The 12,553-nt window shown below is 70.6% G+C and carries 9 protein-coding genes; 8 read left to right on the top strand and 1 reads right to left on the bottom strand.

Annotation, left to right across the window (positions count from 1 at the left end; all coding sequences use genetic code 11):
- Positions 1–19 precede the first annotated feature (19 nt).
- Positions 20–1,318 carry a hypothetical protein gene (locus tag I3V78_RS31590; protein ID WP_204493366.1) on the bottom strand — a complete coding sequence of 433 codons (1,299 nt, stop codon included), beginning with the start codon at positions 1,316–1,318 and terminating at the stop codon, positions 20–22.
- 335 nt (positions 1,319–1,653) lie between these two features.
- Between I3V78_RS31590 and I3V78_RS31585 the strand changes: the two genes are divergently transcribed.
- The 8 genes from I3V78_RS31585 (at position 1,654) to I3V78_RS31550 (ending at position 12,510) form a co-directional block, all read left to right on the top strand.
- Complete coding sequence (locus I3V78_RS31585) at positions 1,654–2,631, top strand: ABC transporter permease subunit (RefSeq protein WP_204493364.1); 978 nt, start codon at positions 1,654–1,656, stop codon at positions 2,629–2,631.
- Positions 2,632–2,677: 46 nt separating this feature from the next.
- Positions 2,678–3,643, top strand: coding sequence for an ABC transporter permease (locus I3V78_RS31580; protein WP_338023804.1), 966 nt, complete (start codon positions 2,678–2,680; stop codon positions 3,641–3,643).
- The gene (locus I3V78_RS31575; RefSeq protein ID WP_338023803.1) at positions 3,630–4,610 is read left to right on the top strand and encodes an ABC transporter ATP-binding protein; all 981 of its coding nucleotides are present in this window, start codon (positions 3,630–3,632) and stop codon (positions 4,608–4,610) included. The genes I3V78_RS31580 and I3V78_RS31575 overlap by 14 nt, the downstream gene beginning before the upstream one ends.
- A complete protein-coding gene (locus I3V78_RS31570; protein WP_204493359.1) occupies positions 4,607–5,629 on the top strand; it encodes an ABC transporter ATP-binding protein in 1,023 nt (340 codons plus the stop codon). Before I3V78_RS31575 ends, I3V78_RS31570 begins: the two co-directional genes overlap by 4 nt.
- Positions 5,630–5,631: 2 nt before the next feature.
- The gene (locus I3V78_RS31565) at positions 5,632–7,005 is read left to right on the top strand and encodes a GH1 family beta-glucosidase (RefSeq protein WP_204493357.1); all 1,374 of its coding nucleotides are present in this window, start codon (positions 5,632–5,634) and stop codon (positions 7,003–7,005) included.
- 152 nt (positions 7,006–7,157) lie between these two features.
- Positions 7,158–7,607, top strand: coding sequence for a response regulator (locus I3V78_RS31560; RefSeq protein ID WP_204493355.1), 450 nt, complete (start codon positions 7,158–7,160; stop codon positions 7,605–7,607).
- Between the two features lie 65 nt (positions 7,608–7,672).
- Complete coding sequence (locus tag I3V78_RS31555) at positions 7,673–11,392, top strand: nSTAND1 domain-containing NTPase (protein ID WP_204493352.1); 3,720 nt, start codon at positions 7,673–7,675, stop codon at positions 11,390–11,392.
- A 116-nt stretch (positions 11,393–11,508) separates the two neighbouring features.
- Entirely contained in the window at positions 11,509–12,510 is a 1,002-nt protein-coding gene (locus tag I3V78_RS31550; protein WP_204493342.1) for an ADYC domain-containing protein, read from the top strand.
- Positions 12,511–12,553 lie beyond the last annotated feature (43 nt).

Below are 12,553 nucleotides of genomic sequence, written 5' to 3'. Positions count from 1 at the left end.
CTCCCGGTGGCCGGGGACGTCAGAACGTCAGCAGCGCGCCTGTCTCGAGGCCCACCGTGGTGCGCTTCGCCTCGACGCGGGCCACGTCCACCTCCTGCAGCCGGAAGCGGGTCTGGAAGAGGAAGCCTTCCAGCACGAAGGCCAGCTTGCGGTGGGGCCTGAACTCATAACCCAGACGCGCCGTGCCGTTGTGCAGGATGCCGGGCCCCGTGCCGGACAGGGTGGCCGTGCTGAACGCGGGCGGGGCCTCGGGGGTGCCCGGGGAGGCATAGCCATAACTGGGCACGACCTTGGCGGGCTCGAGCACCCGCTGATAGCCCGCCATGCCGTAGACGGCGTGGTGGGACGAGAGCGTCTGGCGCGCGGAGATGAACCCGCCGAACTCGCGCACGTCCTCGGTGGCGCGGCCCTGGGCCAGGGTCAACATGCCCAGGTTGGCGCCGTTCTGTCCGAGGTTGAGCTCCAGGCGGATGTTGGTGTCCACGGTGGGCGCGAGCTCGGAGAAGAGCGCGGTGGACCAGGCGGGGCGGAAGCGCTCGTCGGGCGTTCCCAGGTTGAAGGGCAGACGCGTGGCGAGGGCGGACAGGCCCACCCGGCTCTTGCCCCATTTGTAGGTGCCGCGCGCCGCGAGCGTGGGCATGAGGCCCAGCTCGAAGGCGGCGTCCTTGGCGGTGACATTGGCCGAGGGAAAGCCCACCGCCGCCGCCCACTCCAGATCAGGCGTGCTGTAGATGTATTTGAGCTGCTGGCGCATGAAGGCGGTGTTTCCCGCCAGGAAGAGCGAGCCCACCATGTTGATGCCATGCGGGTTGATGGGCGCGTGCAGATCCCAATCCTGACCCAGGGACACGAGGTGGTTGGGATGCAAGGCATAATCCACGCGGGCGATGCGCACGCGCGGCAGGCTGGCGACGGTGGGCGAGGCCTTGGCGAAGTCGATGAAGTCCAGCTCGAGCTGCGCGCGCACCAGCCCCTTCTCGTTGAGCCAGAAGCCCACGCGGGACTGCGCCACCTGGAGCGTATAGCGGGCCTGATCCGGGGCGTTGGAGAAGACGGGGTTGCCCGCGGCGGAGATGGCCGACGCGTTGGGCTGGCTGAAGGACTCCACCGCGCCCGAGGACACCACCAGGCGCGGGTTGAAGGTGCCATAGAAGCGGAAGACGTTCTCCTCGTCCTGGGCGGCGGGAGGGGAGGGCGGCGGCCGCGTGGCATCCGTGGGCGCGGCCGGCACGCCCGTGTGGGCCGCTTGCGCGCGGGCGGAGGTCGCGGCGCACAGTCCCGCGGAGATGAGTATTACGGCCAGACTGGTATTTTTCATGACTGCTCCTGGGAAGGACTGTCGGACACCCGAGGCTGCGCGCGTGAATCCCTCTCGTCCTTCATCGCTGGAGCGGGACGCTACGTAGAGCGGCCCGTGTTTGTCGCGCGGATCTCGCGGGGCCAGGTGTTTGACGCACCGCGATAGCTCCGCGGGTGGGAGGGGGCGGGAGATTGGTGGGTTTCGCGCGCGATCGAACGTGGTAAGTATCCTGTTCGGATGTCAGCCCCGAGCGCGGGGGGGTTGGTGCGCAGGCCCCGCATTCCTCCAGCTATTCTCCACGTCATGACCAAACCCGGACGTCCCCCCGTCCTGGCCCTTGGGAGTCAGCATTCGTGCGTCATCTCTTGAAGAACCTGGGCCTGTACGCGCTCGCGGCATGGGCTTCGCTCACGCTCAATTTCCTCATCCCCCGGATGATGCCTGGAGATCCCGCCTCGGCGATGTTCGCGCGCTTCGCGGGTCAGTTGCAGCCCGAGGCCATCGATGCGCTGCGTGAGGCGTTTGGGTTCACCAACGAGCCCTTGCTCAAGCAGTACCTGACGTATGGCTCGAACATCCTCCAGGGCAACCTGGGCCTCTCGGTGGCGTATTTCCCCGCGACGGTGACGGAGGTGATCGGCACGGGGCTGGGCTGGACGCTGCTGCTCTCGGGCGTGGCGGTGATCATCAGCTTCTTCGTGGGCACGCTGCTCGGGGTGATCGCCACGTGGCGGCGCGGCGGCTGGCTGGACTCCACGCTGCCGCCGCTGCTGAGCTTCCTGGGGGCCTTTCCCTACTTCTGGCTCGCGATGATGCTGCTCTACGGGCTGGGCTTCACGCTCGGGGCCTTCCCGCTGCGTCACGCCTACAGCGACACGCTGGCGCCGGAGTTGAGCGGGGAGTTCCTCGGCAGCGTGATCGAACACATGGTGCTGCCCGCCACGTCGATCGTGATCGCCACGCTGGGTGGCTGGATGCTGGGCATGCGCAGCACCATGGTGGGCGTGCTGTCCGAGGACTACATCACCCTGGCCAACGCCAAGGGCCTGTCCCAGCCGCGCATCATGTTCCACTACGCCGCGCGCAATGCCTTGCTTCCGAACGTGACGGGCTTCGGCATGGCGCTCGGGTTCGTGCTGTCTGGTTCGCTGTTGACCGAGATCGTGTTCTCCTATCCCGGTCAGGGCTATCTGCTCATCCAGGCGGTGCGCAATCAGGACTACCCGCTCATGCAGGGCATCTTCCTGACCATCACCATGGCCGTGCTGGCGGCCAACCTGCTCGTGGACATCCTCTACATCTGGCTCGATCCCAGGACGCGCGCGCGCTAACGGGAAGCAAAGGCGGAAACCTGGCATGCAAGCCGCGAATCAAGGCGTGAGTGTTCCATCGGGGCAGGCGAGCGTCGCCGCGAAGGCGGTCCGTCGGCCCCGCTCGGGGTTCATCTGGCAGCTCATGGGCAACCGCAAGGCGGCCGTGGGCGTGGTCATCGTGCTGTTCTTCGTGCTGCTCGGGGTTTTTGGTCCGTTCATCACGGCGGATCCGGCGGCGTTCGTGAGCGCGCCGCACCAGCCGCCCTCGTCCGAGTACCTGCTCGGCACGACGGGGCAGGGGCAGGACGTGCTGGCGCAGACGGTGGCGGGGGCGCGCACGTCCCTGGCGGTGGGCTTCCTGGTGGGCCTGGCCGTGATGGTGATCGGCGCCGCCATCGGCATGGTGGCGGGCTTCCTGGGCGGGTGGGTGGACAGCGTCCTGTCGCTGCTCACCAACGTGTTCCTCATCATCCCCGGCATGCCCATGGCGGTGGTGATCGCCGCCTACCTGCGGCCCGGTCCGGTCACCATCGCGCTCGTGCTCATCATCACCGGCTGGGCCTGGAACGCGCGGGTGCTGCGCTCGCAGGTGCTCGCCCTGCGCGAGAAGGACTTCGTGTCCGCGGCGATCGTGAGCGGCGAGGGCCGCGCGCGCATCATCTTCCGGGAGATCCTCCCGAACATGACGTCGCTGCTCATGAGCGGCTTCATCTCCGCCACGGTCTACGCGATCGGCGCCCAGGTGGGCCTGGAGTTCCTCGGCATCGGGGACGTGGGCGTCGTCACCTGGGGCACCAACCTCTACTGGGCGAGCAACAACGCGGCGCTCCTGACGGGGGCGTGGTGGACGGTGGTGCCCACGGGCCTGTGCGTGGCGCTCATCGGCTTCGCGCTGGTGCTCGTCAACTTCGGCATCGACGAGATCTCCAACCCGCGCCTGCGCTCGGATCCCAACTGGTCGCGCATGCTCAAGCGCAACAAACTCGAAGAGGGGCTCACGACCCCGGTGGTGAGACGTGTCGGACAATAAGACCGCCGTGCAGCCGTTGCTCTCGGTGCGCGACCTCCGGGTGGAGTACATGACGCCCGCGGGGCCGGTGTGCGCCGTGGATGGGGTGTCGTTCGACATCGGCCGGGGCGAGGTGCTGGGCCTGGCCGGCGAGTCGGGCAGTGGCAAGTCGACCGCGGCCCAGGCGCTCTTGCGGCTGTTGCGCCCGCCCGCGGTCATCACCGGCGGCCAGGTCCTCTTCGAGGGCGAGGACGTGCTGGAGATGAACAACGCGCGCCTGCGGGACTTCCGCTGGCGCCGCATGTCCTACGTGTTCCAGAGCGCCATGAACGCGCTCAACCCGGTGCTCACCATCGGCGATCAGATCGCCGACGCCATCCTGGCCCACCGCCCGGTGAAGAAGGCCGAGGCGTATGATCGGGCGGCGTCGTTGCTCAAGCTGGTGGGCATCGACAGCTCGCGCCTGTCCAGCTACCCGCACCAGTTGTCCGGCGGCATGCGCCAGCGCGTGGTGATCGCCATCGCGCTCGCGTTGGATCCGCCGATGATGATCATGGACGAGCCGACGACGGCGCTCGACGTGGTCGTGCAGAAGGAGATCCTCCAGCAGATCACCGAGCTGAAGAACAAGATTGGCTTCTCCATCCTGTTCATCACGCACGACCTGTCGCTGCTCATGGAGGTCTCCACGCGCATCGCCATCCTCTACGCGGGGCGGCTCGTGGAGGTGGCGCCCGCGAGCGAGCTCGTCCGCGCCCCCCGCCACCCGTACACGCGCGGGTTGCTCAACTCGGCGCCCTCGCTCCGGGGTCCCCGCGGCAAGCTCATGGGCATTCCCGGCTCGCCGCCGGACCTGCGCGCGCTGCCCCAGGGCTGCCGGTTCCACCCCCGTTGCCCCGAAGCCATGGCCCACTGCCGCAGCGATGCGCCGGATGTGCGCACCTTCGGTCCCGACCACCTCAGCGTCTGTCACCTGCACACCCGATGACGATCCGCGACTCGGAGCGCCCGCCGCTCCTCGAGGCCAGGGGCCTCACCAAGTTCTTCCACGTGGGCCAGGGCTTCAAGCCCAAGCAGCTGCGCGCCCTCAACGACGTGTCCTTCACCCTCGGCGAGCGGCAGGTCATCGCGCTGGTGGGCGAGTCGGGCAGTGGCAAGAGCACCATCGCGCGGCTGATCGCGCGGCTCATGCCCCTGTCAGACGGGAAGATCCTCTTCCGGGGCCGGGACATCCTCACGGAGGAGCCGCGCGAGGCCTCGCGCGACTACCGCTCCCACGTGCAGATGATCTTCCAGGACCCGTTCGGCTCGCTCAACCCGGTCCACACGCTCGGCTACCACCTGGAGCGGCCCCTGCTGCTGCACGGCAAGGCCAAGACGGACGCGGAGCTGCGCGAGCGCGTGCACGCGCTGCTGTCCACGGTGGAGCTGCACCCGGCGGCGGAGGTCGCGGAGAAGTTCCCGCACCAGCTCTCGGGCGGTCAGCGCCAGCGCGTGGCCATCGCCCGCGCGCTCGCGCCCGAGCCCTCCATCATCCTGGCCGACGAGCCCATCTCCATGCTCGACGTGTCCATCCGCGTGGGCGTGCTCAACCTGATGCAGCGCCTCAAGGAGGAGCGGGGCATCTCCTACCTGTACATCACGCATGACCTCGCCAGCGCGCGCTACTTCGCGGACCGGACGATGGTGCTCTACGCGGGGCAACTGGTGGAGAGCGCGCCGAGCGAGGAGCTGATGCAGCGCCCCGCGCACCCCTACACGCAGCTGCTGCTCTCCGCGGTGCCGGACCCGGGCGGCTCCATCATGAGCGAGCTGAAGGCCCGGCCCGGCGCGCCCGTGCTGGTGGATCCGCCGCCGGGCTGTCCGTTCGCCGCGCGCTGCCCGAGCGTCATGCCGGCCTGCCGGGAGCGCATGCCGGGCGCGACGCATCTGGACGATTCGCGCTGGGTGCGCTGCCACCTCTATGGCGAGGGGGGCACGGCCGCCGCCCCGAAAGCCGAGGCTTGAGCATGACGACCGTGCACTTCCCGAAGGGGTTCCTCTGGGGCACCGCCACGTCGTCCTACCAGATCGAGGGCGCCGCCCAGGAGGACGGGCGCGGCGAGTCCATCTGGGATCGCTTCTCCAAGACGCCGGGCAAGGTGGAGGACGGGACGAACGGCGACGTGGCGTGTGACCACTACCACCGCTACCGCGACGACGTGGCGTTGATGAAGCGGCTGGGCATGCAGGCCTACCGCTTCTCCGTGGCGTGGCCGCGGGTGCTGCCCACCGGACGGGGCCGGGTGAACCCCGCGGGGCTCGACTTCTACAAGCGCCTGGTGGACGCGCTGCTCGAGGCGGGCATCGAGCCCTTCGTGACGCTCTACCATTGGGACCTGCCGCAGGTGCTGCAGGACGAGGGCGGGTGGACCCAACGCTCCACCGCGGAGGCCTTCACCGAATACGCGGACGTGGTGGCGCGCGCGCTGGGCGACCGGGTGAAGAACTGGATCACCCACAACGAGCCCTGGTGCACGAGCCTGCTCAGCCACGAGAAGGGCATCCACGCGCCCGGCCTCAAGGACTTCCGCGCGGCGCTCCTGGCGAGCCACCACGTGCTGCTGTCCCACGGGTGGGCCGTGCCGGTCATCCGCGCCGCGAGCCCGGGGGCCCAGGTGGGCATCACGCTCAACTTCTCGCCCGCCGAGGCCGCCTCCCCGAGCGCCGCCGATTACGACGCGTTCCGGCACTACGACGGCTACTTCAACCGCTGGTTCCTGGATCCGCTGTACGGGCGGCACTACCCGGCGGACATGGTCGCCGACTACGTCCGGGCCGGACACCTGCCCCCCGAGGGGCTCGCCACCCTGGTCCGTCCGGGAGACCTCGAGGCCATCGCGGCGCCGTGCGACTTCCTCGGCGTCAACTACTACAACCGCGCCGTCATCCGCAGTGACCGGGTGCCCGAGTCGGAGAACCTGCCGCGCACCGTGCACCTCGCGCCCCCGTCCGAGTGGACCGAGATGGGGTGGGAGGTCCATGCCGACAGCCTCCGGCGCATCCTCACGCGCCTGCACCTCGTCTACGCGCCGGCCAGGCTGTACGTGACGGAGAACGGGGCGAGCTTCTCCGTGGGGCCGGATGCGGAGGGGCGGGTGCGTGACGACCGGCGGCTCGCCTACCTGCGCGAGCACTTCCTCGCCGCCCGGAAGGCCATGGAGGCCGGCGCGCCCCTGGCCGGGTACTTCGTCTGGTCCTTCCTGGACAACTTCGAGTGGGATCGCGGCTACTCCCAGCGCTTTGGCATTGTGTGGGTGGACTACAAAACCCAGCAGCGCATCCCCAAGGACAGCGCCCTCTGGTACCGCGACGTCATCGCGGCCAACGCGGTCGAGGGTTGAGGGGATTCGAGGGGGCGGGGGCTTCACTGCTCGTCCGCCCTCCCGGAGACCAGGAGTCTCGGGGCCAGGGGGGCGCCTGAGCGCGCGCGGTGGCTGTCCCTGGCTCGGGCTTTCTGCCAGGATGAGACCGTTCCCCTTTCGCAACAGGTACGATGGACCCCGGTCAGAAATCATCCCCGCCCGATGACGCAGTGGCGTCCGCCCTTCCCGAGGGACGCAAGGTGCTCGTGGTGGACGACTACGAGGACGCGCGGGAGATGTACGCCGAGTACCTCGAGTTCCTGGGCTACGAGGTGGAGACCGCGAGCAATGGGCAGGAGGCCGTCGAACGGGCCCGCGAGTCCCATCCGGACGTCATCCTCATGGACCTGTCGCTGCCCGTGCTCAGCGGGTGGGACGCCACCCAGCAGCTCAAGACCGATGCGTCGACGCGCGACATCCCCGTGATGGCGCTCACCGGCCACGTCTTCGCGTCCTCCTCGGAGAAGGCCCGGGAGGTGGGGTGTGATGCCTTCGTCACCAAGCCCGCGCTCCCCGACACGGTCGCCGATCAGATCCAGGCCTTGCTGCGCAAGACGGGAAGCAAGCCGCCCTCCCGGTGAGCGAGCCTCCCGTTCATTCCCCCGCCGCGTGGCAGCCGCCGTCCGAGGTCGATGAGTACCGGCTGGTGCGTCCCATCGGACAGGGGCGCACGGGCCACGTCTACCTCGCCCAGGACACGCTGCTCGAGCGCCCGGTCGCGGTGAAGTTCATCCCGGTGCTCGACGCGGACGCCCTGCCGCGCTTCCTCACCGAGGCCCGCGCCGCCGCGCGCATCCAGCACCCCAACGTCGCCACGCTCTACCGGGCGGGCCAGTTCGAGGGGCACCCCTACCTCGTCTCCGAGTACATCCGGGGCACGAGCCTGGATCGGCTCGCCCGGCCCCAGCCCTGGCAACGTGTGCTGGAGATTGGCGTGGGCCTGGCGCGGGGGCTCGCCGCCGCCCACCGGCGCAACGTCCTGCACCGCGACATCAAGCCCGGCAACGCCATCCTCGAGGACACCGGCACGGTGAAGCTCCTGGACTTCGGGCTGGCCAAGCTGCTCGACGTGCCGGTGGCGCTCACCGAGGGCACGGGGAGCGCGGACGGGGCGGGGCTCTCCGAGGAGCTCGCGTCCCCCGGAGCCCTGGAGCTGCCCTCGCTCACCCCTGGCACCCTCGTGGGCACGCCCTACTTCATGTCCCCGGAGGCCTGGGCGGCGCAGCCCTCCACGGTGCGCGCGGATCTCTTCTCCCTGGGGGCGGTGCTCTACGAGCTGGCCGCCGGACGGGGTCCCTTCCGCCACGTGCCCCCGCGCTCGCTGGCGCGCGTCGTCCAGGAGCAGCAGGCGCGCCCCCTGGCCGAGGTCCGTCCGGACGTGGACGCGCGGCTGGCGGCGGTGGTGGACCGGTGCCTGCGGCGGGATCCCCTCGAGCGCTTCGCCTCCGCGGACGCGCTGCTGGAGGCGCTGGAGGACGTGCGCGCCAGCGAGCACCTGCTGGAGATCCCCGAGGGCAATCCCTACCGGGGACTCCATGCCTTCCAGGAGCAGCACCGGGCGCTCTTCTTCGGCCGCCAGCGGGAGGTGCGCGCCGTGGTGGAGCGCCTGCGCGCCAACCCCTTCGTGCTCGTCACCGGCGACTCCGGCGTGGGCAAGTCCTCGCTGTGTCTGGCGGGCGTCATCCCCCGGGTGGTGGAGGGCGCGCTGGAGGATGGCTTCTCCTGGCGCTCGGCGCGGATGGTGCCCGGCCGCCGTCCGCTGGCCACCCTGGCCTCGGTGCTCGCCCCGCACTTCCCCATCGCGGAGGCGCGGCTCGCGCAGCTCGCGCACGAGGAGCCCACCGCGCTGGTGCGGGCCCTGCGCGCCCAGGGTTGTGGGGAGCAGACCCGCCAGGGCCTGCTGCTGCACGTGGACCAGCTCGAGGAGCTCGTCACCCTGAGCGAGCCGGGGGAAGCGCTGCTCATGGCGGAGTTCCTCGCGCAGCTCGCCTCGGGACTGCCGGGCATGCGCCTGTTGGCCACGGTCCGCAGTGACTTCCTCACCCGGCTCGGGGTGCTGCCCGGACTGGGCGAGGCGCTCTCGCGCGCCCTCTACCTGCTGCGCCCCCTGGGCCGGGAGGAGATCCGCGAGGTCATCACCGGTCCGGTGCGCCTCAAGGGCGCGCGCTTCGAGTCCGAGGCCCTCATCACCGCGCTGGTGGACTCCACGCTGAGCGCCGAGGGCGGACTGCCGCTGCTGCAGTTCACCCTGGCGGAGCTGTGGGAGGCGCGCGACGTGGCGCGGGGCTTGTTGTCCGCGGCGTCCCTGGAGGCCCTCGGCGGCGTCAACGGCGCGCTCGCGCGCTACGCGGACGGCATCATCGCCCAGCTCCTGCCGGACCAACGCGTGGCGGCCCGGCGGCTGCTCATGCGGCTCGTCACGGTGGACAACACGCGGGCGCGCCGCTCGGAGGCCGAGCTGCTGGGCCGGGAGCCCGCCGCGCCCGCGGCCCTGGAGGCGCTCATCCGCGCGCGGCTGGTGGTGGCCCGCCGCTCCGAGGAGGGCTCCTCCTTCGACATCGCCCACGAGGCGCTGCTCACCGGTTGGCCCACGCTCGCCCAGTGGCTGGCGGAGGCCCAGGAGGCGCGCCTGTTCCTCGCCCGGCTCGAGCAGGCGTCGGCCGAATGGGAGCGTCTGGGCCGCGCGCGCGAGGCGCTGTGGGGCGCCCGGCAACTGGCGGAGCTCCAGGCCCACCCGGACGAGGTGCTCTCCGAGCGGGAGCAGCGCTTCCTGGAGGCCTCGCGTCTGGCCCTGCGCCGGGGTCGGTTGATCGCGCGGACGCTCGGCGTGGGGTTCATCGCGTCGCTGGCGCTGGTGTACGCGGGCGTGCGGGTGAATGCCTGGCACACGCTGGAGCGCCAGGTGACGGCGCGCCTGGAGGAGGCCCGGGCCCAGGGGGAGCAGGCGCGGCAGCGGCGCGAGGCGTTGGAGCGCTCGCGCACGGAGACGCTCGCGCTCTTCGACGCCGGCCGGTTCGCGGAGGCCAATCCGCGCTGGAGCCAGACGCTGCGGCTGCAGCGCGAAGCGGATCTGGCCCTGGGGCAGGTGGGGGACACCCTGGAGCGGGCGCTCATGTTGGATCCCACCCGCGCGGAGGTGCGCGAGGCCTTCGCCCAGGTGCTGGCCGAGCGCGCGGAGCTGGCCGAGCGGGCCTTCCGCACCGAGGACCGGGACGAGTTGTTGCAGCGCCTGCGCCTGCATGACACCCGGGGAACCTGGCTGGCGCGCTGGACCACGCCCATGCGCCTGCGGGTGCACACCGAGCCCGAGGGGGCCACCGTGTCCCTGGCCCGCTACGACACCGTGGACGACCAGCGTGTCCTGTCCCCGGTCCGCGAGCTGGGGCCGGCCCCCGTGGAGGCACCGCCGCTGGAGCGGGGCACGTGGATGCTGGAGGCGCGCGCGCCGGGCCGTGTCCCCGTGCGCTACCCCCTGCGGGCCGAGCCCGGCACCGAGCTCACCCTGGACCTCTTCCTGCCCGAGGTGGAGCGTGTCCCCGAGGGCTTCGTCTACGTGCCGGCCGGCGCCTTCCTCTTCGGGACGGCGGCGGACGAGAACGTCCGCCAGTTCTTCAACACCACGCCCCTGCACACGCTGCACACCGGCCCCTTCCTCATCGCGCGCACCGAGGTGACGTATGGCGAGTACCTGCGCTGGCTGGAGGCCCTGCCCGCCGCGGAGCGGGCCCTGCGCTCGCCGCATGGGGCCTCGGCCACGTCGGTGAACGCGGAGGTGGCGCTCACGCGCTCGCCCCAGGGGCGCTGGCGCCTGCGCATCATGCCCAACGTGGTCGCCTACGAGGCCGACGAGGGGCAGCCCATCCGCTACACCCAGCGTCCCCGCGAGGTGGCGCAGGACTGGCGGCGCATGCCCGTGGGCGCCATCAACTTCGAGGACGCCAAGGCCTACACGGCGTGGCTGGCGAGCACGGGCCAGGTCCCCGGCGCCCGGTTGTGCTCGGAGCTGGAGTGGGAGCGCGCCGCCCGGGGCGCCGACGCGCGCGAGTTCCCCCAAGGCGACGTGCTGCTGCCCACCCAGGCCAACTTCGACGAGACCTACGGCAAGGTGGGCGCCAACTTCGGTCCGGACGAGGTGGGCCGCCACCCCGAGTCCCGGAGCCCCTTCGGGCTGGAGGACATGGCCGGCAACGTCTTCGAGTGGGTGGACTCCGCCCTGGAGTCGGGCCGTCCGGTGGCGCGCAGCGGCAGCTACTACTACGCCTCCAGCACCGCCCGCATCCCCAACCGGGAGACCCCCGAGCCCAACTTCCGCGACCTCAGCGTGGGCCTGCGCGTGTGCGCGTCGGCTCCGCTGCCCGTGAAGTGATGGGCGGTGAACAGAGGGTTGCGTCGGATTCGCGACGCCCCACTTGTCGATGAGTTCACGAATGCCTTCCTTGCCGCCGGGCCCACGACACTTGGGCCTCCCCCCGAGGAACTTTCATGCGTTTTGACCCGACCCCGTCCTTGCTTGTTGGCGCCCTCATGCTGTCCGCGTGCGCCGGATCCACCCTCCCCGAGGAGGAGGCCGAACTGGCCGTGCTCGCCAACCCCCTGGCGGCGGAGAACGGCGGGGATCTCAACGGCGGCGACCTCAACGGCGGCGACCTCAACAGCGGGGACCTGTCCAACTTCATCACCAGCGTGAGCTACAACCCGGCGCGCAAGGGCAGTGCCCCCGTGGAGCTCGTGTCGCTCCAGGGCACCACCTTCTACGGCTACCTGAAGTACGACCACGACGACTACGAGATCATCCGGGACCGGGACTTCATCGGCGTGGAGTTCCAGGGCAACCTGGGCACGGGTGGCACCGTGCGCATGCGCATCACCGGGATGAACGCGGCGCCGGCGCCCAACACGGACCTCAAGCTCTACAGCCTCGAGTACCGCGACGCGACCAACCTGTGGAAGCCGGCCTGCCGTGACGCCAAGGGCACCGTGGTCCAGGCGATTCCGGTGCCGGGCGTGTGGAACTACCAGCAGGACGTGCCGGGCGGCGGCTCCAAGTACAGCGACCCGGAGCGCTTCACCTTCGCGTGTCTGGGCGGCGCCATCGCCAAGTGCACGCTCTGGGGCTACCGGCCGTGGGCGAGCTACAACGGCACGCCCCTCGAGTCGTACCACCAGGCCTGCACGCGCCTGGTGCGCGCCGACTATTGCGGCACCGGCAAGGCGTTCACCGTCGCGGGCAACCGCATCAACTTCTACGACACGCTCGGCATCCAGCAGGACACCGAGGCGTGGAACTTCGAGGCGGCGTGGGACGTGAACGGCGCCCGCTGCTTCTACGCCCTCAACCGCACCCACTCCGAGCTGCCCTGCTTCAGCAGCCGGCAGGATCTGCTGTGTGGCTTGAACCTGGGCTCCAGCTCGCTGGGCGTGCTGCTGCGCAACGAGACGCCGGGCACGCTGGGCATCGATCCGGGCAAGACGGCGGGCAACTAAATCCCCCCCACCGCCAGGCGCGGGCGCACGGCCGGGTTTCTTG

Source organism: Archangium primigenium, assembly GCF_016904885.1.
In the GTDB taxonomy this organism is placed as follows: Bacteria; Myxococcota; Myxococcia; order Myxococcales; family Myxococcaceae; genus Cystobacter; species Cystobacter primigenius.
This window is presented reverse-complemented; position numbering and strand designations above follow the sequence as displayed.

Bases quoted from the DNA above. Each gene is read 5' to 3' on its own strand.
- I3V78_RS31590 (WP_204493366.1), bottom strand. From the start codon at position 1,318: ATGAAAAATACCAGTCTGGCCGTAATACTCATCTCCGCGGGACTGTGC.
- I3V78_RS31570 (WP_204493359.1), top strand. From the start codon at position 4,607: ATGACGATCCGCGACTCGGAGCGCCCGCCGCTCCTCGAGGCCAGGGGC.
- I3V78_RS31565 (WP_204493357.1), top strand. From the start codon at position 5,632: ATGACGACCGTGCACTTCCCGAAGGGGTTCCTCTGGGGCACCGCCACG.
- I3V78_RS31560 (WP_204493355.1), top strand. From the start codon at position 7,158: ATGGACCCCGGTCAGAAATCATCCCCGCCCGATGACGCAGTGGCGTCC.
- I3V78_RS31550 (WP_204493342.1), top strand. From the start codon at position 11,509: ATGCGTTTTGACCCGACCCCGTCCTTGCTTGTTGGCGCCCTCATGCTG.